A 20,455-nucleotide genomic window follows, 5' to 3' on the forward strand; every position below is an offset into this window, starting at 1 on the left:
GCTCAAGGCCGCAACAACCCCGCAATTGAACGCTCCGTGCGGCAGGAGAGTGAGCGGGCGCAGGAGGCGCGGGTCGAGAGAGTGTCGCGCTCGTGGACGCGAGCCGGCGCGGGTCGGCAAGGCCGGGGGAAGGACTGGAGCGGATGACGAGACTCGAACTCGCGACATCGACGTCGGGTGGAGCGTCGCGCTCGTGGGCGCGAGTCGGCAAGGCCGGGGGGGGGGAAGGGCTGGAGCGGATGACGGGACTCGAGCTCGCGACATCGACGTCGGGTGGAGCGTCGCGCTCGTGGGCGCGAGCCGACAAGGCCGGGGGAAGGGCTGGAGCGGATGACGAGACTCGAGCTCGCGACATCGACGTCGGGTGGAGCGTCGCGCTCGTGGACGCGAGCCGGCGCGGGTCGGCAAGGCCGGGGGAAGGACTGGAGCGGATGACGAGACTCGAACTCGCGACATCGACCTTGGGAAGGTCGCGCTCTACCAACTGAGCTACATCCGCACGTCGGGCGGACCCGACTGCGTGGAGTCTAGGGGATCACTCGCCGCCGGGTGAGACGACCCGGCCGATCGAGGGGAAGCGGGGCTCGATGCTGTCCCCGGACGAGGTGCCGGTGAGCCGCCGCTGCACCCAGGGGATCAGGTGGCCGCGGGTCCAGGCGGCGTCCGCGCGCAGCCGCTCGCGCCGGCTGGCCCGGGCCAGGGGCGGCAGCGGGAGCGGGGCGAGGTCGTGCGGCACGCCGAGGGCGTCGAGCACCATGATCGCGGTGACCTGGTGGCCGGCGGGCCCGAGGTGCATCCGGTCGATCGCCCAGAGGCGTGGATCGCTGGCGGCCACGTCGTACGGCAGGCGCTGGGCGACGCGCCAGGAGTCGGCGATCGTGGCGCCGTGCCGGTCGGCGATGGACCGGACGTGCTCGTTGTAGAGCGCGAACCGGCCGCGGATCGGGGCGTAGATCCCGCCGCTGCCGGGATCGAAGGCGGTGAACATGACGACGCGGGCGCCGGAGGCGGCGAGCCGGGCGATCGCGGCGTCGTACTCGGTGGCCAGGGCGTCGAGGTCGACCTTGGGCCGCACGATGTCGTTGGCGCCGGCGTAGACGGTGACCAGGTCCGGCTGCAGCGCGAGCGCGGGCTCCAGCTGCTCCTGGAGGATGCCGGTCAGCTTCCGGCCGCGGATGGCGAGGTTGGCGTAGCCGAAGTCCGGGTCCCGCTCGGCCAGCACCTCCGCGACGCGGTCGGCCCAGCCCCGCAGGCCGTTGGGACGGGTGGGGTCGGGGTCACCGACCCCTTCGGTGAAGGAGTCGCCGATCGCGACGTACCGCTGGAAGCCCATGGGCCTCATTCTCCGCGCCGGCCCGTGCCGACCGGCGGCGGGGGCGGGCGGGTGCCCGGTAGGTTGAGCGCCGTGCTGCTCTCCGACCGCGACATCCTCGCGGAGCTCGACGCCGGCCGTGTCGCGCTCGACCCGTGGGACCCCGCGATGCTCCAGCCCTCGTCGGTCGACGTGCGGCTCGACCGCTTCTTCCGCGTCTTCGAGAACCACAAGTACCCCCACATCGACCCGGCCGCCGACCAGTCGGACCTCACGCGGATGGTCGAGCCGGACGGCGACGAGCCGTTCATCCTGCACCCGGGGGAGTTCGTGCTCGGGTCGACCTACGAGGTCGTGACGCTGCCCGACGACATCGCCGCGCGGGTGGAGGGCAAGTCCAGCCTCGGTCGCCTGGGCCTGCTCACCCACGCGACCGCCGGTTTCGTCGACCCCGGGTTCTCCGGTCACGTGACGCTGGAGCTCGCGAACGTCGCCACCCTGCCGATCAAGCTGTACCCCGGGATGAAGATCGGGCAGTTCTGCTTCTTCCGGCTCTCCTCGCCCTCCGAGCACCCCTACGGCTCGGCGAAGTACGGGTCGCGCTACCAGGGCCAGCGCGGCCCCACCCCGTCACGGTCGTTCCAGTCGTTCCACCGCACCGAGATCTGAGGGTCCGCGGCCACCCCTTCCGATGTTAGGCTGACCTAACTTAGGTCTGCCTCGCTCCGAACGGACACCCGATGACCACGCTCAGCTCGCCCGCCCTGCCGCTCCTGCTCGAGCAGGTGGAGGTCGCCTCGGTGCAGCGGCTCTCGCCGAGCTTCGTGCGCGTCGAGCTCGGCTCCCCGGCGCTGGCGGAGTTCGGCGTCGACCAGCCGCTCTACGACCAGCGCATCAAGCTCATCTTCCCGCCGGCCGGCGGCGCGCTGGACTCCTTCGTGGGGGCCGACGAGGGGTGGATGCAGCAGTGGTACGCCCGCCCCGCCGAGGAGCGCGGGCACATGCGCACCTACACCGTCCGCGACGTCCGCGGCGAGGGCGCCGACACGCGGATCGTGGTGGACATGGTCCTGCACGAGGCCGACGGGCACGCCGGCCCGGGCTCGTCCTGGGCCGCCCGTGCGGCGGTCGGGGACCGGATCGCGCTGATGTGCCCGCGCCGGGGGATGCCGTTCGGCGGCATCGAGTTCGTGCCGGGCTCGGCGAGCCGGGTCGTGGTCGTCGGCGACGAGACCGCGGTGCCGGCGGCGTGCGCGATCCTCTCGATGCTCCCGAACGACGCGCAGGGCGCGGCGTTCCTGGAGGTGCCGACGGCGGGCGACGTGCAGACCGTGCAGCACCCCGAGGGGGTCACGGTCACCTGGCTGCCGCGCGACGGCGCCGAGCTCGGCTCGCTGCTCGGCCCGGCGGTGCTCGAGCACCTCGGTGCGCCGACCGCGGTCGAGGAGGTCGCCGACGACGAGGTCGACCCCGACCTGTGGGAGACCCCGATGTACTCCTCCTCCGGGGAGATCGAGGGGCCGGTGGAGGTCGCCGCCACCGACGGGGTCTACGCCTGGATCGCCGGGGAGTCCAAGGTGGTCACCACGCTGCGCCGGGCGCTGGTCAACGAGCTCGGCATGGACCGCCGGCAGGTGTCGTTCATGGGGTACTGGCGCCGCGGCGTCGCCATGAGGTCCTGACCGCGGCGCGCCTCACCGGCCTGTCCGCCAGCCCCGTCACGCGGGCGACGGCACCGCGGCGGGCGCCAGCACGACGTCGCCGCTGACCGTCCGGGCGCGCAGCTCCACGTGGTCCTGGCCGGGCCTGGGCGCCCCCGTGCTGGGGAGGTCCGAGCGGATCGCGCCGGACACCGTGCTGACGTCGGTCCACACGGGCGTGCCCGGCCGCACGCCGACCAGGACGTGGCCGGAGGCGCCCTTGACCGTCACCCGGCCCCGCAGGGCCGCGCCGATGCGCAGGTCGCCGCTGCCCGTCGCGAGCGTGACGTCCGTGCGGGCCTCGCCCACCGCCAGGTCCCCGGACCCGGTCTTCACCGCGACCGGTCCGTCGTTGCTGCCGACGCTCACCCCGCCCGATCCCGTCGACACCGCGGCCGAGGAGGCGGCGTGCCCGAGGCGTACGTCGCCCGAGCCGCTCTTGACCCGCAGCTCCCCCCGCGCCTCCTCGACCTCGACCCGGCCCGAGCCGGTCTCGACCGTGGCCGGGCCCGCGAGCTCCTCGACGCGCACGTCGCCGGAGCCGGTGCGCAGCTGTGCCGGACCGGCCCGTCCGTCGAGCACGACGTCCGCGCTCCCGGTGCGCACGACGACCCGGCTGTCCGGAGGCACCTCGACCTCCACCAGCAGCGACCGCTCCCCGCCGAGGAACCCGGCGCGGCGCCGCGGGCCGACGACCGTCACCCGGTCGTCGGCCAGCTCGACGACGGCCTGGTCGGCGTCGTGCCCGGTGACCCGGACGGAGGAGTGGCCGGCGCCCGTGGCGGTCACGTGCACCCGGCCCTCGCCGAGCTCGACGTAGAGGTCGACCGGCTCGGGGGTGGTGTGGTCGCGCTCGACGACCTGGTGGTGGGGCATGAGGGCTCCTGGGGTGGGGTGGGTGGGGGTGGTGGCTAGAGCCAGCCGTTCATCCGGCGGCTCCCGCGACCGCCGCGGCGGCCCAGCGGGTCGCCGCCGCCGAGGAAGGGGATGCTGGACAGGTCGATGTCGACGCTGATCGCGCCCTCCCGGGTGGCTCCGCGCACGACGCCGACCAGCCAGGTGTTGAGCGACTGGCCGGACCGGGCGGCGAGCTCCTCGGCCCGGGTCTTGACCGACTCGGGCAGGCGCAGGGTGATCCGAGCGACCGAGTCGTCCTCCGGGTCGGCGTCCGTCTCGGGCGCTCCCGGGCCGGCCGACACCCCTAGCGCCCCGGGTGCGCCCGGGGCGGCCGGCGCCAGTGCCGGGGCCGGCGGCGTGCTGTCGACGACGAAGTCGAGGTCCCGGCCGCTCAGGCGCACGTCGACGCTGCCGGCCGGCATCTCCGCGGTGATCTCCGCGGCGGCCTGCGAGACGGCCTCCATCAGCGCCAGTCGGGCGGCCGGGTCGAGCGCGAACGTCAACCGCTCCGCGGCCTGGCGTGCCTCGGGGCCGGCCGCCTCGGCGGCGGCCAGCAGGTCGCGGCGCAACGACTCGACGTACGGCGTGATGTCCATGCGCACCACCGTGACATCACGGTGACGTCACGTCAAGCACCGTGTGACGTCGAGCATGGTGCCGTTTGGTGCGGCCGCTGAGCGGGCATCGGCCCAGACGGCCGTGCCCACCGGCACCCGGGCGGCGGCCGGCACTCGAACCGTCGTCATGAAAGGCCGTCCATGGCCAGCTGGGCACCGACCGTCCTCGCGAGCGACACGCTGATCGACGCGCGAGCCGTCGACTACCTGATCGTCGCTCTCTACTTCGCCGTCGTGCTCGGGATCGGGGTGATGGCCCGGCGGCAGGTCTCGGACTCGGTGGACTTCTTCCTGTCCGGGCGCTCGCTCCCGGCCTGGGTCACCGGCCTGGCGTTCATCGCGGCCAACCTCGGCGCCGTGGAAATCATGGGCATGTCGGCCTCCGGCGCGGAGTTCGGCCTGCCGACCGTCCACTACTTCTGGGTCGGCGCGATCCCGGCGATGCTGTTCCTCGGCGTCGTGATGATGCCGTTCTACTACGGCTCGAAGGTCCGCTCGGTCCCGGAGTTCATGTACCGGCGGTTCGGCACCGGCGCGCACCTGGTCAACTCCTTCTCCTTCGCGATCGCCCAGCTGCTGATCGCCGGCATCAACCTCTACCTGCTCGGCACGATCATCCAGGCGCTGCTCGGCTGGCCGCTGCTCGTCGCGCTGCTGGTCGCCGCGGTCGTCGTGCTGTCCTACATCACCCTCGGCGGCCTCAGCGCCGCGATCTACAACGAGGTGCTGCAGTTCTTCGTGATCGTCGCGGCGCTGCTGCCGCTGACCCTGATCGGCCTCGACCGCGTCGGCGGCTGGGGCGGCCTGAAGGACAGGATCACCGACGCCGCGGCGGACAACCCCGAGAGCGCGACGGCGGCCCAGCAGCTGAACTCCTGGCCCGGCAACGCCCTCTCCGGCTTCGACTCCGACCTGCTCTCGGTCGTCGGCATCGTCTTCGGCCTCGGCTTCGTGCTGTCCTTCGGCTACTGGACCACGAACTTCGTCGAGGTCCAGCGCGCGATGGCCACCGACTCGATCTCCTCGGCGCGCAAGACGCCGATCATCGGCGCCTTCCCGAAGATGTTCGTCCCCTTCATCACGATCCTGCCCGGCATGATCGCCGCGGTGCTGGTCTCGGAGATCGCCGACACCAAGGCCGGCGAGGAGGTCGCGGGCGGCACCGGCGGCACGGTCACCTACAACGACTCGCTGCTCTACCTGATGCGCGACCTGCTGCCCAACGGCCTGCTCGGCGTCGCCATCGCCGGCCTCCTGGCGGCGTTCATGGCCGGCATGGCCGCCAACATCTCCGCGTTCAACACCGTCTTCAGCTACGACCTGTGGCAGCGGTACGTCGTCAAGGACCGCGACGACGACTACTACCTGAAGATCGGCCGGCTCGCGACGGTCGGCGCGACCGTGATCGCGGTCGGCACGGCGTACCTCGCCACGAACTTCTCGAACATCATGGACTACCTCCAGACCCTGTTCGGGTTCTTCAACGCCCCGCTCTTCGCGACCTTCATCCTGGGCATGTTCTGGAAGCGGATGACCGCCACCGCGGGCTGGGTCGGCCTGGTCTCGGGCACGCTCTCGGCCGTCGCGGTCGCCTTCCTCAGCGAGGACGCGTTCGGCTCGCTCAGCACCGGCGTCATCCCGGTCGGCGGCCAGGGCGCGGCCTTCCTGGCGGCCGGCGCGGCGTTCGTCGTCGACATCGTGCTGAGCATCGTGGTGTCGCTGGTGACCAAGCCGAAGCCGGTCGAGGAGCTCCGCGGCCTGGTCTACTCCGAGACCCCGCGCGAGGACCTCGTCGACGCCGACGAGGCGTCCTACCCGTGGTACCGCCGCACCCTGCCCCTGGCCGGCGTCGCCCTCGCCATGGTCGTCGTCCTCAACGTCATCTTCTGACCGGCTCCCAAGGAGTTCTCGTGCCCACTGCACCCGTCCCCGCGGCTCCCCGGAGCCGGCACCGCGCCGGCGCCCTGGACATCCGCAACATCATCGGCGGCCTGCTGGGGGCCTACGGCGTGATCCTCACGCTCGTGGGCCTCTTCGGGGACGCCGAGACCGAGAAGACCGGCGGCACCAACGCCAACCTCTGGTCCGGCCTGGTGATGCTGGGCGTCGGCCTGCTCTTCATCGGCTGGGCGTCCTTGCGCCCGACCTACGTGCCCGACGGCGGCGCCGAGGCGGACACCGACGACGCCTGACCCGGCCTGGGTCAGTGCTGCTGCTGGGTGATGTCCAGCCCGCGCGGCGCCGTCAGCCACACCACGGCCGCCATGGCGAGCATCAGCAGCCCACCCACCAGGCAGGTGTCGACCAGGGCGTCGGTGAACGCCACGGCGGCCTGCTCGGCCAGCCCGGGGAAGCCGGTGGCGGCGGCGGTGTCCGCGGCGGCCCCCAACGAGTCCGCCGCGGCGGTCGCGGCGTCGGCGCGCAGGCCGTCGGCGACGAGGTCGTCGACCCGCAGGTGGTCGCGGTAGACGACCGAGGCCACGCTGCCGAGGACCGCGACGCCGAGGACGCTGCCCACGTCGTACGCCGTCTCCTCGATCGCCGCCGCGCTGCCCGCCCGGTCCGCGGGCGTGCCGGCCATGATCATCGCCGACCCGATCGCCAGGGAGCCGGCGCCGGCGCCGACGAGCGCCATCGCGGCGGCGACCGTCCCGTAGCCCAGGGTGCCGGGCGCCAGCGGGACCAGGAGCGCGCCGAGGCCGGCGACCGCCAGGCCCGAGGCGAGGACGGTGCGCGCGCCGAGCACCCGCGCGAGCGGTGAGGCCAGCAGGGACGCCACCAGCCCGCCGGCGGCGAGCGGCAGCAGGCGCACCCCCGCCTCGAGCGGCGAGTGCCCCTCGACCAGCTGCAGCCACTGGGCCAGCAGGAGCAGGATCGCCGCCATCGCGAACATGGCGCTGAGCGCGGCCACCACGCCGGCGGTGAACGGACGCCGCCGGAAGAGGCGGACGTCGAGCAGCGGGTCGGGCCGGTGCAGGCATCGGCGGACGAACGCGACGAGCACGACCAGGGCCGCGACCAGCACGGTCCAGCCCAGCGGGTCGGTGAGCGACTCCTCCTCGGCGAAGTGCTTGACCGCCCACACCAGGCCCACCATCCCGGTGACCGACATGGCGACGCCGGGGACGTCCCAGCGCGACGCGTGCGGCGCGCGGGCCTCGGGCAGGATCGTCGCGCCGGCCACGACGGCGACGAGCATGAGCGGCACGTTGACGAGGAACGCCGAGTGCCAGCTGAAGTGCTCGAGCAGCAGTCCGCCGGCGATCGGGCCGATGGCCGCGCCCAGCGAGGAGACCGCCGCCCACACGCCCAGGGCCGTCGCCCGCTCGGCGGGGTCGGTGAAGACCGACCGGAGCAGCGACAGCGTCGTCGGCATGATCATCGCGCCGCCGGCGCCGAGCAGGCAGCGGGCCGCGACGACCTCCCAGGGGGAGTCGGTGAGCACGACGAGCGCCGAGGCGGCGCCGAAGACGGCGAACCCGAGCAGCAGCAGGCGCTTGCGCCCCCAGCGGTCGGCCAGCGCCGACATGGGGATGAGCAGCCCGGCGAGGACGAGGGAGTAGCTGTCCACGATCCACAGCTGCTCGGTCGCCGAGGGACGGATGTCGGCCGCGAGCTCGGGCAGGGCGACGTTGAGGATGGTCAGGTCCATCGTCACCACGAGCAGGCTGGCGGAGAGAACGGCCAGCGAGGCCCCGCGGCGGGCGGGCGACACCTCGACGGTGCCCCCGTCGGTGTCGGTGGCGGTGCTCATGCCTCGCCCCCCTCGACGGTGCTGAGGGCGGCGATGACCGCCGCCAGCGACGCCAGGTCGAGCGGCTCGTCGTGGAACGACGCGTGCATGGCCGCCCCGTCGAGGTAGACCGCGAGCGCGACGGCCGCCGGCGGCGACACGTGGTCGCGCAGGACGGCGGTGAACCCGTCGTACCAGTGGCGCACGAGGCGGTGGAGCTCGGCGTCCCGCAGCGCGGCGGCCCACAGGGCGTTGTCGGCGCGGAGGCGCTCCTCGTCGGCGATGTAGCGGTGGAGCAGTGCAGCCAGGGTGTCCGGGCCGCTGTCCGGCGCGGCGAGGGCCTCCCGGATCTCGACCAGGCCGGCCTCGTTGGCCGCCGCGATCTGCTCGAGCGCGGCCGTGCGCAGGTCGGCCAGGGTGGCGAAGTACTGCGTCGTGGAGCCCAGGGGCACCCCGGCGCGGGCGGCGACCCGGCGGTGGGTCAGCTCGGCGCCGTCGCCCTCGAGCAGCAGCTCGACGGCCGCCTCGACGATGGCGCGGCGGCGCCCCACGGGGTCGCGCTTGCGGGCGGGGGAGGTCATCGGGTCCTCTCGTTCTGTACGGACGTACATGTACGAGCGTACAGGACTGTGGGGCCGGCCCAGGACGCCGACGGGGTCGTGTGCCCCTCGCCGCGCCGGAGCGCGTCCTGGGGCACACGACCCCGTCGGTCGTGCGGTGCTGCCTCGGTCAGAGGTCGAAGAGCGACCCGCCCTCGGCGATCTCCACGTCGGTCCGCGGCTGGTTGGCCGCGCCGCTCGAGGTCGGCTTCGGCTTCTCCTCGGCGGGCTCCTCGTCCTCGGCGTCGGCGGCCTCCGCCTCGGCGTCGGCGGCCTCCGCCTCGGCGTCGGCCTGCTCGGCCGCCGGCTCCTCGGACTCGGAGCGGGCCTCCTCCTGGGCCTCGACCTCGGCCTCGACCTCCGCCTCGACCTCCGCCTCGACCTCTGCCTTGGGGGTGGCCTCCGCGGCCGGCTCCGGCGTCGGGTCGTCGCTGGCGGCGGCCGTCGCGGCCGCGGTCAGCTGCTCCCCGCTGGGGGCGTCGACCGGGGTGGCCGGCTCGGCCGGCGTCTCGGTCGGCGTCTCGGTCGGCGTCTCGGTCGGCTCCTGCGCAGCGGGCTGCTCCGCCGGGGCGGCGCGCTCCGGCTTCCTCTCCGGCTGGGCGACGGCCGCGGGGGCGGCGATGTCGAAGAGCGAGCCGCCCTCCGGGATCGACGCCGACGGCGCGGCAGCCGCCTTCGGCGACTCCACCTCCGGGGCGGCGGTCTCGGTCTCGACGACCTCCTCGGCTGAGGTGTCCGCGGACTCCGGGCTGTGCGAGGACTCGACGACCTCGTCCTCGGTGGCCGCCGGGGCGACCTCCTCGGGCTGGGACGCCGCAGGCTGCTCGGCCTGGGGCTCCGGGGCGGCCGGTGCCTCGATGTCGAAGAGCGATCCGCCCGAGGACAGGTCGGTCTCGTTCATCTCCGGCGCGGGGGCCTTCGACGGGGCCTTCGGCTGCTCCGCCTTGGGCTCCTCGGCCTTGGGCTCCTCGGCCTTGGGCTCCTCGGCCTTGGGCTCCTCGGCCCTGGGCTCCTCGGCCTTCGGTGCGGCCGGAGCCGGAGCGTCGGCGGAGATGTCGAACAGCGAGCCGCCGGAGCCGAGGTCGGTCTCGTTCATCTCCGGCGCCGGCTCGGACGCGGCCACGGACGTGGCCTCGGGCTCGGGCTGGGGCTCGGGCTCGCTCGCCGGCTCCGCCTTCGCCTCGGTCGGCTCGTCGCCGCCGAGGTCGAAGAGCGAGCCGCCGAGGGCCGGCTCGGCCTTCGACTCGGGCTTCGGCTCGGTCTTCGCCGGCTCGGTCTTCTGCTCGGCCTTGGCAGGCTCGGCCGGCGCCTCCGCGGCGTCGTCGCCACCGAGGTCGAACAGCGAGGACCCGCCGCCCTGGCCGGCGGAGGAGGCGGCCTTCGCCTCCTGCGCCGGGGTGGACTCGGTCGAGGCGCTCGTGGCCTGGTCGCCGGACGCGGCGTCCGGTGCCGGGGTGTCGAACAGCGAGGAGCCGCCCGATGCCTTGGCCAGCGGCCCGGCGTCCGCGGTGTCGGTCACGACGTCGTCGGAGGCCTGCGTGTCGTCGCCGGCCTCGGGCTCGGCCTTGACCTCCTCGGAGGGCGCGGCCTTCGCCGCCGGGGCGCCGCCGCCGGGCTTGACCTTCGTGGCCACCTCGCCCTTGACCGAGGCGAGCAGCATCTGCGCGACGTCGAGGACCTCGACCTCCTCGCGGGCCTCGCCCTTGGACTGCTGGGCGGTGAGGCCGTCGGAGAGCATGACGCGGCAGAACGGGCAGCCGACCGCGATCTGGTCGGCGCCGGTGCCGACGGCCTCCTTGGTGCGGTTGAGGTTGATCCGCTCGCCGGTGTTCTCCTCCATCCACATGCGGGCACCGCCGGCGCCGCAGCAGAAGGACCGCTCGGAGTTGCGCTCCATCTCGACGTACTCCGCGCCCGGGAGGACCTGGAGCAGCTCGCGCGGCGGGGAGTAGACGCCGTTGTGGCGACCGATGTAGCAGGGGTCGTGGTAGGTGATCGAGCGCTTGTGGGCGCCCTCGCCGTCGGTGACCGGGGTCAGCTTGCCCTCGCGGACCAGGCGGTTCAGCAGCTGGGTGTGGTGGACCACCTCCAGCTCGATGCCGAACTCCTTGTACTCGTTCTTCAGCGTGTTGAAGCAGTGCGCACAGGTCGTGACGGCCTTCTTGACCTTGTACTCCTGGAAGGTCTCCACGTTCTGCTGGGCCAGGCCCTGGAAGACGAACTCGTTGCCGGCGCGTCGGGCCGGGTCGCCCGAGCAGGTCTCGCCGTTGCCGAGCACGCCGAAGGAGACGCCGGCCATGTCGAGCAGCTCGGCCACGGCGCGGGTGGTCTTCTTCTGGCGGTCCTCGTAGGCGCCGGCGCAGCCGACCCAGAACAGCCAGTCGACCTCCTCGAGGGACTCGATGTCCTCGCCGACGACCTTGACGTCGAAGTCGAGGCCCTTGGCCCAGTCCAGCCGCGCGTTGGGCGACATGTTCCAGGGGTTGCCCTTGTTCTCCAGGCCCTTGAACAGCCCGTTGAGCTCGGCGGGGAAGTTCGACTCGACCAGCACCTGGTAGCGGCGCATGTCGATGATGTGGTCGACGTGCTCGATGTCGACAGGGCACTGCTGGACGCATGCGCCGCAGCTCGTGCAGTTCCACAGCACCTCGGAGTCGATGACCGCGGCGCCGCTGTCGGGCATGTAGAACCAGTCGTCGCCGGTGTCGCCGACGAGCGGGCGCTCCACCTCGCGGGCGAGCTTCTCGTCCGTCTCCAGCAGCGCGGTCGCGGCCTCGCTGCCCTCGCCGCCGGCGTGGACGTACGGCGCCTTCTGGTAGGTGTGGTCGCGCAGCGCGGTGATCAGCAGCTTCGGCGACAGCGGCTTCTCGGTGTTCCAGGCAGGGCACTGCGACTGGCAGCGACCGCACTCGGTGCACGTGGTGAAGTCGAGGATGTTCTTCCAGCTGAAGTCCTCGATGGTGCCGACGCCGAGCGAGGCGTCCTCGTCGAGGTCGTCGATGTCGTCGAGGCTGACCCGCTCGCCCTTGTTGGTGAGCGGCTTGACCGCCCCGAGCGCGGTGCGCCCGGAGGCCTCGCGCTTGAAGAAGATGTTGAAGAAGACGGTGAAGCGGTGCCACGCGACACCCATGTCGAGGTTCAGCGAGATCGTGATCATCCAGGCGAAGGAGATGAGGATCTTCAGCATCGCGACGAGGTAGATGAGGTTCTCCACCGTGCCGACCGAGAGGCCGGAGAAGGCCTGCCCGAGCCAGGCGGTGAAGGGGAAGTGCAGCAGCGAGGCGTGCTCGGAGCCCTCGTGGTCGAGCAGGGCGTACTCCAGCCCGCGCAGGACCATGATGCAGAGGCCGACGCCGAGGATGACGCTCTCGACGAAGTAGCCCTGCCACATCGTGGAGCCCCAGAACCGGCCCTTGACGCCGCGGGTGCGCTCCTTGGGACGGGTGGCGCGGTACACGATGAACGCGATGATCGCCGCGAGCATCACGACCGTGAAGAGCTCGGAGACCCACTCGTAGAGGAAGAACTCACCGATCAGCGGCAGCGTGAAGTGGGAGTCGAAGAGCTGCCCGAACGCCGTCAGCAGCGTGAAGAACAGCAGGCCGAAGCCCACGAAGATGAACCAGTGGGCGATGCCCACCAGCTTCCACTGGAGCATCCGGGTGTGGCCCAGGGTCTCCTTGACCACGACCCAGGCGCGGCGCCCGGGCTGGTCGGTGCGGTTCATCGCGGGCTGGCCGACGCGGATGACGCGGAGCATGTTCCTGATCGCTCTCGCGAACAGGGCGATGCCCACCGCCGCGATGGCGAGTGACACGACGATGGCGAAGATCTGCATGCTGCTCCTCGTAGTGGTGCCCGCCCGCAGAGCGCGGACGCGTCCGCGAGCCTAGGTGCCGCGCTCCGGCCCGTCATGGCTCGGCAGCGTGACAATCATCCTACGGACCAGTAACTTACGCGCCAGTCGAGCCCGGGACGCGGGTGCGTCCCACCGGCTCATCCCAGGCGCCGGACCCCGGTCACCTCGCCCGCGCGGGAGAACGCCACCCGCACGACCACCTTCGGGTCGCCCGGGGCCTTGGCGCAGAAGCGGTACGACGCGCCGAGCCGCTGGTAGGGCTGGCCGACCGCCCGCATCACCGCGGTGGTGGTCATCCCCGGCCGGACCAGGCCGCGGACCTTCGACCACTGCCGGCGCAGCCCGGGGTTGCGGCAGGAGTCGGGACGCACGCCGTACGCCCGCTCCCAGGTCTGCAGGTAGGCCTCCGCGCCGCGGGCCATGTCGTCGACGATGTCCGCGCCGTCCTTGCCGGCCACCTGGCGCAGGTCCTCGACCCAGTCGGGGTAGAGGCCGTACTGCGCGACGCCGTCGACGTTGATGTCGAAGACCCGCTGGCCGGCGCGCTGCCGGTCGACCCGGACCCCGCCGAGGCCCCGGAACGGGTAGGTGACCTTGTTCCGGACGTCGGCGCCGCGCGGGTTGCCCTGCGCGCCGAGCCCGTTGATGTCGGCGCCGAACCCGAGGCCGAAGTAGTAGCGCTCGTCGGCCCAGCCGACGTGGCGGCGCCACTTCTCGACGAACCCCGTCGAGTCGCCGGCGTACGGCGCGACGAACCCGCCGGCGCGGTAGATCCGCGGGTAGGTGTCGGGGGTGGACCAGGAGTGGCTGGAGAGCACGCCGGGGTAGCGCATCGCCTCGATCTGGTCCATCGACTGGCGGCGGGCCTTGACGCTCATGTGGTCGGGGTCGAAGAGGATCCTGCGCTTCGCCAGCTCCTCGATGGTGTGTTCACCGAGCGTGCTGAGGCCGCGGTTGTTGCAGTGGTCGGGGCTGGGGTAGAGCGGCAGCGGGACGGTCGGGAGCCCGAGCGAGGCGATCGCGCCGAACAGCGCGTCCTGCACGCCGGCGGTGATGTCGGGGACGGCGACCTGGTTGTTGTCGTGGGACTCCCCGTCCGCGGGCTCGCAGTGCCGCATGTCCCAGAAGGTGCCGGTCTCGAGGAAGTTCGCGACGTTGACGACCGGGCCGATCGCGCCGGCGTCGCCCGCGACCCCGGAGAGCGCGTTGTCGAACTTGTTGACCAGCTCCATCTGCCGCACGCCCATCCGGTGGACCTCGGCGATCTGCCGGTCGATGTCGGCGGCGTCGCAGGCCGGGACGCCCAGCTTCATCGTGCAGCCGAACGGCACCGAGGTCTCGATGCCCATGACCACCGCCATCTTGCCGGCGTTGATCACCCGGCGCGCCTGCCACGGGTCCTTGACGATCCGGTAGAAGCCCTTGCCGGGGCCGCCGGCCTGGGCGTCGATGTAGTCCTGCATCGCGTACATGTCCTCGGCCTGCAGCCGCACCGAGTCCATGTCGTCGCAGGAGTTGCGCTTGAGGGGGTAGAGCTGGCAGAGCTGGTTGTTCTCGACGAGCAGGTTGACGAAGAGCCGCTGACCGCCGCGCCAGGCGCGCTCGAGCCACCGGTAGTAGGTGCCCTCGTGGGTGAGGGAGTTCGGCGCCGGCCAGTCCTCGAACGTCGGCCAGCCCACGGGGTCGTGGCTGGGCGTGCCGCTGAGCACCGACTCCAGCACGCCGCCGTACCCGCCGGTGACGGTGTGGTCCTCGCAGTCCACCAGCGCGTACGGCGCGCCGTACTCGTGCCAGGGGCGACCGCAGTGCGCCTCGCCGCCGAGGAACTCGAACGCCATGCCGTGGGTGTGCGCGTCGGCGTACCCGCGGACCTCCTGGAACGGCGTGACGCCGGCGTGCGGACCGCCGGAGACGTCGATCTGGGACTCGGGGTACGCCGCGCAGCCCGTCGTGCGGGTGAGGGCGAACGTCGACGCCGCCCCGATCCGCAGCGGGCCGCGGTCGTTGGTGAAGGTGAACCGACCGCCCCGCTCGCGCGCGGTCCACACCGTCGCCGGGGACGGCTCGGCGACCCGCTCGCCGCCGGCGGCGAGGAAGCCGCGGTCGGCGGTGTGGAGCAGGTAGCTGCCGAGGTCGGTGGGCTTGAAGAAGACCGGGCGCCCGGCCAGGCGGTAGCAGCCGTTGGCCATCGCCCAGCGGTCCTGGGGCCGGGCCCGGCGCGGCTGCGCTACAGCGGCCTCCCGCAACCGCGGGTCGGGCAGGGCCCGCTCGGCCTCGACGTACGCGGCGGCGGCGCGGGCCTCGGCGGCGGTCGTCGGGTCGCTGGTGTCCTCGGCGCCCACCGAGCGCGAGATGGAGTTCTTCGAGGCGTCCATGGCGACCTTGGTCGCGGTCGCGTCGGCGAACTGCTGCTCCAGCGAGCCACCGCGCAGGCCGGCCGCGCCGGGGAGCGCGAGGGCCGCGGCGAGCACGCCGCCGGCGGCCGCGCCGGTGACGGCGAGCCGTCCCGCGGTGCTCCACCGGCGGCGCCGGCCCTCGGGACGGTCGGACGGCGTGCGGCGTGCGGGCATGCGGGCTCCCCCGGGTAGCGCAGCGTTCCGCCCCGGAACGGACGGGGCAGGACGTGGAACCTAGTCAGGTTCCGTTGCCGGGGTCAACGGTCCACCGGCATCGGGGCTACGGCGTCCGAGCCCGCCGACGGCGGCAAGGATCAGCAGGGTCCCCACGACGCCGCCGACGCCCACCCGCTCGTCGAGGAACACCGCCGCCACCAGGGCGGCGGTGACCGGTTCCAGGAGGGTCGCCACGACCGCCGCGCTGCCGTCGGCCGTGCGCAGGCCCGCGTAGAGCAGGCCGTAGGCCAGAGCCATGGTCATCAGCCCCAGGTAGACCAGCGTGGTCACGACCACCGGGTCCGAGGTGAGCACCGGTTCGCCCCGGACGGCGTCGGCGAGGAGGAACGGCGCCAGCGCGAGGGCACCGACGCTCGTGGTCGCGGTGGTGAGCGTGAGCGGTCCGGTGGCGCGGGCCAGCGGCTCGCCCAGCGCGGTCGCGAGCGCGTACGCCGCCCCCGAGGCGACGGCCAGCGCGACACCGAGCCCGGGGTGGGGGCCGGTCGTGCCGCCGCCGTGGCCGGCGAAGACGCTGACCAGCACCAACCCGGTCAGGGCCGCGGCCAGGACCAGCAGGCGCTCGCCGGTGGGCCTGCGGCCGTGCCGGACGGCGTCGGCGACGGTGAGCAGCACCGGGGCCAGCCCGAGGCTCACCACCGTCGCCACCGTGACGCCGACCGCGACGACCGCGCCGAAGTAGAGCGCTTGGTAGGCCGCGGTCCCGCACCCCACGAGCAGGACCCGACGCGGACGCTCCCGCAGCAGTCGGGCCAGGGACCCGCCCGCCCGCAGGGCGACCACGGCCAGCAGGAGGACGGCGGCCGCGAGGCCCATCCGCCAGGCGCTGATGGTCAGCACCGACATCGGGACGTGGTCGCGGACGACCTGCACGCCGAGCCCGCCGGTGCCCCACAGGACGCCGGCCAGCGAGATCTGCAGCAGGCCCAGCCGCGGGTCGTGCCGGCCGGCCGCTGCGCTCACGCGACGCCCCCGAGCCGGCGGGTCAGCTGCGCCGCGGTGCGCCGTACCTCCTCGGCGAGGGCGGCGGCGTCGACCACAGCCCCGGCCGGGCCCTCGGACGGGGTCTCGGACGGGTAGGTGACCGCGACCCCCGCCATCGGGTGCCCGTTGTGGTCGACGACCGCGGAGGCGACGCTGGCCAGCCCGGGGGTGACCTCGCCGTCCTCCGTGGCCCACCCGCGCTGGCGGGTCTCGGCAAGCATCACCCGCAGCGCGCTGAGGGTGCGCGGCCCCTGCCCGTGCCGGTCGACGAAGGCGTCCGGGGAGGGGTAGAGCGCCCGGACCTGGGCGGCCGGGAGCCGGGCCAGCAGCGCTCGACCGCTCGCGGTGAGCGAGGCCGGCAGCCGTACCCCGACGTCGGTGACGAGCGGGGGGCGGCCGGGGGCGCGCTCCTCGAGGACGTAGAGGACGTCACGGCCGTGCAGGACGGCGAGGTGCGCGCTCTGCCCTACCCGGTCGACGAGGGCGGCGAGCGGCCGCCGGGCGATCCGCTGGAGCGGCTCCTGCCGGGAGTAGCCGCTGCCGACCTCGAAGGCGGCCACGCCGAGGCCGTACCGGTGCTCCTCGGCGAGGTGGACGACGAAGCCCTCGGCGATCATCGCGTTGAGCAGGTGGTACGCCGTGCTGCGCGGCAGGTCGCAGGCGCGCACGATGCGCTCGAGCGGCGCCGGGTCGGGCTGGCTGGCCAGGAAGCGCAGCACCCGCAACGCACGCGTCGCCGCCGGCACCTGACCCATGGCCGGAGAGCCTAGGGGTGGTGCCGACGGCGCTCGCGCGGCGTCGCGGGTGTCAGGCCGGGTGTCGGGCCGGGTGTCGGGCCGGGTGTCGGGTCAGACGTCGCGGCGGTGGGCGCCGGTCTCGCCGGTGCTGCCGTCGGTGGGGAGCCCGCTGGTCGTGCCGGGCGTGGTGCCGGTGGTGGACCCGGGGGTGCCGGGGGTCTGCGGGCCGGCGGTGGTCGGCGGCTCGGGGGTGTAGTCGGAGGAGCGGTGGTCCACGTCGGGGTCGAGCCGGTCGGCCTCGCGCAGGACGTCCTCCTGGCGGGCCTGCTCGTGGGCGAGCCCGGTGTTGGCGTGCTGGGCGCGCAGCTCGGCCTTTTCCGCCTCGGCGCGCGCCAGCTCGGCGCGGGCCTCGGCCTCGCGGGCCTCCACCTCGGCGTGCGAGACACCGGTCGAGTGGGTCACGGCCTGGTGCCGCAGCTGCTGCGCCTCGACCCGCTGGTGGGCCTCGCGCTGCTTCTTCTTCTTGCGCATCAGCGCCGCGAGCAGTGCTGCCAGCAGCAGCACCACGACCACGGCCACGATGATCCAGATCCACTTGTCGTCCATGCGGGACCCGGTACCCCCTGCGCGGGCCGTCACGCCCGCCGGGCCGGAGGGTCAGACCAGCTCGGTCTCCTCGCGGACCGGGACCAGCGGCGCCGCGACCAGCGGGAACAGGGCGGCGAGCCCGAACGCCGCGGCGTACCCCCACGTCGCGACCAGGACGCCGGCCACGGGCGGGACGGCGGAGGCGGCGAGGTACTGCGCGGTGTTCTGCACCCCCAGCGCGCGACCGCTCCAGGCGGGGCCGGAGCGCTCCGCGACGGCGGTGAAGGCCAGGCCGTTGTCGGCGACGGTGATCACCGTGGCCAGCACGACCAGCGGGACGGCGACCGCGGAGTCCGTCCCGGCGGCGACGCCGAGCAGCCCCATGGAGACGCCGGCGGCGACCGCGACCCAGCGCAGGGGGCGCATCCGGGCGCCCACGACGTCGGAGAGCCAACCCGCCGCGATCCGGCCGAGCGCGCCGACGACCTGCGCGCCGGCGACCAGCGACCCGGCGGCGGCGGCCGACCAGCCGCGGTCCTGGACCAGCCAGACCAGCGCGAAGGTCCACACGAGGAACTGGGGGACGACGAGGAGCACCGAGACGCCGTGGATCCGGGCCAGGTAGGAGTCCGCCCGGTAGGGGTTCGGCGCCGGCTCGGCGCGCGAGTCGGGCCGCGGCGGGTCGACGACGACCGCGGCGACCAGGGCGGCGGCCAGCGCGGCGGCGATCGTCGGGACCCACAGGGCGGCGCCGACACCGTGCCGCTCGGCGACGACGGCGATCGAGATCGCGGCGACGCCGACGCCCGCCGGCTGGGCCATCTGCCGCACGCCCATCGCCAGGCCGCGCCGCTCGGGCGGAAACCACCCGACCACGACGCGGCCGCTCGCGGACCCGGTGCTGGCCGCGGCGGCGCCGGCGAGCAGCAGGGTGAGCGCCAGCGGCACGGTGCCGCCGACGAACGTCGCGACCGCTCCGACCGCGGCGGTCGCGCCCAGCCCGGTCAGCAGGACGAACCGCTCGCCACGCCGGTCGACCACGAGGCCCCACAGCACCAGCGCCAGCATCACGCCGACCGTCGGCGCCGCGGCCACCACGCCCGCCTCGGCCAGGCTGAGCCCGACGCGGTCGTGGAGCGCCGGGATGAGGAACGCCGGTCCGTGGATCATCACCGCGGCCGCGCCCTGGGCGAGCGTGCTCGCGCCCAGCATCGCCCAGCGACGGGTGCCGCTGATGGCCGAGGTGTCCGACGTGGTGCCCGGTGCTGCGCTCACCGGGCCAGTCAACGCCCGGCCGGGCGCCGTACCCGCCCGGTCCCGTCCTGTGGCCCTGTGAGAAATCAGCCAGGCCGCGGCCGGGACCCGGGAGCGGACAGAGGAAGGGGACGCCCGGAGGCGTCCCCTTCCTGGTCGTGCGGGGTGGAGCTGGTGGAGCGGGCCGCTACTTCTTCACACCCGACGGCTTGATCTCGAGCCGGGCGTTGCCCAGGTTGACCGTGGCGCCGGTGCCGTCGAGCAGCGTCAGCCGCACGGCCGTCACCCTGATGCCGAGCCGGGTCTTGTCGACGACGTTGGCCTCGAGGCGGACCAGGCCCGGGATCTCGAGCGCCTGGCCCGGGTCCGGGATCGCCTGTGCCTCGCCGTTGAGGACGATCTCGCCGATCGTGGTGCCCGAGGCGTTGCGCTTGACCCGCCCGTCACGGAAGCGGGTCACGTTGGCACGGGCCTTGATCGCGTTGATCGTGAGCGGGCCGAGCTTGATGCCGGCGATCGTCGACTCCTCGAAGCCGGTCGCCAGCTCGTTGGTCTGGCGGCCCATCTGGCGGTTGCGGACCGCGCCGACGACGATCTGGTCGGCCAGGTCGAGCCCGGCGACGGACTTCTCCTTGACCTTGCCCTCGGTGCCCTGGCACGGCATGTAGGACAGCGGGAGCGGGCCGGACTTGATGTTCTGGTCCAGGGCGTCGACCTGGGTGCCGTGCGCCTGGCCGCGGAAGCGACCGACCTTGACGCCGCGGTTGATCCGGGCGGCGGAGTGCGCGATCCGGACGACGGTGTCGGTCGGCTCGAGGACGACCTTGATCGCGTTGCCCGCGGCGTAGGCGCCGGACGCGTTCGCGTAGCCGTGGTGGTCGCCGAGGGAGATCGTGGCGAGGCCCGGGATCCGGATCGGCGTGTTGGGGGTCGGGATCGGGAAGGTGTCGCCACCGGCCCGGATGCTTCCGATCGTCGTCTCGACCGACTTGTGGAAGCCGGACCCGTCGTGCCAGACGGTCGCCTTGGAGGTGACGCCGCGGAGCGTCAGGGCGCCGCCGAGGCTGATCCGGGCGACGTCGTGCTGGGAGACGACGGTCGTGCGGCTCCTCGACTTGTTCGTGAAGGTGTTGACGCGCGTGCGCACGCCGTCGACCTGCCCGAGCCCCGGCAGGGTGACCCCGGCGACGTCGTTGCGCCGGGCGATGCCGGCCTTGTTGGTGCAGCCGATCACCTGGTACGCCGTGGTGCCGGACGTGGCGGGGATCGAGCCGCCCTGGACGCGGGTGCCGTAGCCCGCCGCCTTCATGGCGAACTCGGTCCGCACCTTCGCGGCGGGTGCGCGATCGACGGGGGCTGCCTGGGACGTGCTGGGGAGGACGAGGATCGCCGAGGCGACCGCGAGGGCGGTGGTCGCCCCGAGGGGGAGGTACCGACGCATGTGAGCTCCTGGGTTGGTGGGACGCACCCCCCGTGCGCCTCACGATGTGCTGCTGGCCTGGGTGGAGTCCCCTGAGGAGCCGTGGGCGAAACCTCGGGGGACCG

At 73.6% G+C, this 20,455-nt stretch carries 16 protein-coding genes and 1 tRNA gene; 4 read left to right on the plus strand and 13 right to left on the minus strand.

Annotated elements, in window-relative coordinates; translation table 11 throughout:
* Positions 1–423: 423 nt before the first annotated feature.
* Both AB0N29_RS14770 and AB0N29_RS14775 read right to left on the minus strand, forming a co-directional pair.
* Positions 424–499 (minus strand) — tRNA-Gly (locus AB0N29_RS14770).
* 36 nt (positions 500–535) lie between these two features.
* Entirely contained in the window at positions 536–1,333 is a 798-nt protein-coding gene (locus tag AB0N29_RS14775) for an SGNH/GDSL hydrolase family protein (RefSeq protein WP_364867823.1), read from the minus strand.
* A gap of 72 nt (positions 1,334–1,405) precedes the next feature.
* Between AB0N29_RS14775 and dcd the strand changes: the two genes are divergently transcribed.
* Complete coding sequence (gene dcd, locus AB0N29_RS14780) at positions 1,406–1,981, plus strand: dCTP deaminase (RefSeq protein ID WP_302268515.1); 576 nt, start codon at positions 1,406–1,408, stop codon at positions 1,979–1,981.
* 71 nt (positions 1,982–2,052) lie between these two features.
* On the plus strand, positions 2,053–2,994 hold the full coding sequence (locus AB0N29_RS14785; protein WP_302268514.1) for a siderophore-interacting protein: 942 nt from the start codon (positions 2,053–2,055) through the stop codon (positions 2,992–2,994).
* Between the two features lie 36 nt (positions 2,995–3,030).
* Here the strand turns inward: AB0N29_RS14785 and AB0N29_RS14790 are convergent, their stop codons facing one another.
* Together AB0N29_RS14790 and AB0N29_RS14795 are read right to left on the minus strand one after the other, a co-directional pair.
* The gene (locus AB0N29_RS14790) at positions 3,031–3,888 is read right to left on the minus strand and encodes a DUF4097 family beta strand repeat-containing protein (protein WP_364867826.1); all 858 of its coding nucleotides are present in this window, start codon (positions 3,886–3,888) and stop codon (positions 3,031–3,033) included.
* Positions 3,889–3,923: 35 nt separating this feature from the next.
* Positions 3,924–4,505: a pilus assembly protein HicB gene (locus AB0N29_RS14795; protein WP_364867828.1), complete on the minus strand. Its 582-nt coding sequence runs from the start codon at positions 4,503–4,505 to the stop codon at positions 3,924–3,926.
* Positions 4,506–4,667: 162 nt separating this feature from the next.
* Between AB0N29_RS14795 and AB0N29_RS14800 the strand changes: the two genes are divergently transcribed.
* Together AB0N29_RS14800 and AB0N29_RS14805 are read left to right on the plus strand one after the other, a co-directional pair.
* Complete coding sequence (locus AB0N29_RS14800; RefSeq protein ID WP_364867830.1) at positions 4,668–6,416, plus strand: sodium:solute symporter family protein; 1,749 nt, start codon at positions 4,668–4,670, stop codon at positions 6,414–6,416.
* A 20-nt stretch (positions 6,417–6,436) separates the two neighbouring features.
* Positions 6,437–6,718, plus strand: coding sequence for a hypothetical protein (locus AB0N29_RS14805; protein ID WP_302268510.1), 282 nt, complete (start codon positions 6,437–6,439; stop codon positions 6,716–6,718).
* Positions 6,719–6,729: 11 nt separating this feature from the next.
* Here the strand turns inward: AB0N29_RS14805 and AB0N29_RS14810 are convergent, their stop codons facing one another.
* From AB0N29_RS14810 to AB0N29_RS14850, 9 genes are all read right to left on the minus strand, one after another.
* The gene (locus tag AB0N29_RS14810; RefSeq protein WP_364867833.1) at positions 6,730–8,280 is read right to left on the minus strand and encodes an MFS transporter; all 1,551 of its coding nucleotides are present in this window, start codon (positions 8,278–8,280) and stop codon (positions 6,730–6,732) included.
* Positions 8,277–8,840 carry a hypothetical protein gene (locus tag AB0N29_RS14815; RefSeq protein WP_364867835.1) on the minus strand — a complete coding sequence of 188 codons (564 nt, stop codon included), beginning with the start codon at positions 8,838–8,840 and terminating at the stop codon, positions 8,277–8,279. The genes AB0N29_RS14810 and AB0N29_RS14815 overlap by 4 nt, the downstream gene beginning before the upstream one ends.
* Before the next feature lie 148 nt (positions 8,841–8,988).
* A complete protein-coding gene (locus AB0N29_RS14820; protein WP_364867837.1) occupies positions 8,989–12,696 on the minus strand; it encodes a heterodisulfide reductase-related iron-sulfur binding cluster in 3,708 nt (1,235 codons plus the stop codon).
* 158 nt (positions 12,697–12,854) lie between these two features.
* On the minus strand, positions 12,855–15,287 hold the full coding sequence (locus AB0N29_RS14825) for a hypothetical protein (RefSeq protein WP_364867838.1): 2,433 nt from the start codon (positions 15,285–15,287) through the stop codon (positions 12,855–12,857).
* Positions 15,288–15,347: 60 nt separating this feature from the next.
* Complete coding sequence (locus AB0N29_RS14830; protein ID WP_364867840.1) at positions 15,348–16,310, minus strand: DMT family transporter; 963 nt, start codon at positions 16,308–16,310, stop codon at positions 15,348–15,350.
* Positions 16,307–17,086 (minus strand): IclR family transcriptional regulator, encoded by a 780-nt coding sequence (locus AB0N29_RS14835; protein WP_364867842.1) that lies wholly within the window; start codon positions 17,084–17,086, stop codon positions 16,307–16,309. The genes AB0N29_RS14830 and AB0N29_RS14835 overlap by 4 nt, the downstream gene beginning before the upstream one ends.
* Before the next feature lie 93 nt (positions 17,087–17,179).
* Positions 17,180–17,674 carry a hypothetical protein gene (locus AB0N29_RS14840; protein WP_364867844.1) on the minus strand — a complete coding sequence of 165 codons (495 nt, stop codon included), beginning with the start codon at positions 17,672–17,674 and terminating at the stop codon, positions 17,180–17,182.
* Positions 17,675–17,725: 51 nt separating this feature from the next.
* On the minus strand, positions 17,726–18,931 hold the full coding sequence (locus AB0N29_RS14845; RefSeq protein ID WP_364867846.1) for an MFS transporter: 1,206 nt from the start codon (positions 18,929–18,931) through the stop codon (positions 17,726–17,728).
* Between the two features lie 166 nt (positions 18,932–19,097).
* On the minus strand, positions 19,098–20,351 hold the full coding sequence (locus AB0N29_RS14850) for a choice-of-anchor P family protein (RefSeq protein WP_364867848.1): 1,254 nt from the start codon (positions 20,349–20,351) through the stop codon (positions 19,098–19,100).
* Positions 20,352–20,455: the final 104 nt, after the last annotated feature.

This window comes from Nocardioides sp. NPDC092400 (assembly GCF_040684155.1).
Lineage (GTDB): Bacteria > Actinomycetota > Actinomycetes > Propionibacteriales > Nocardioidaceae > Nocardioides.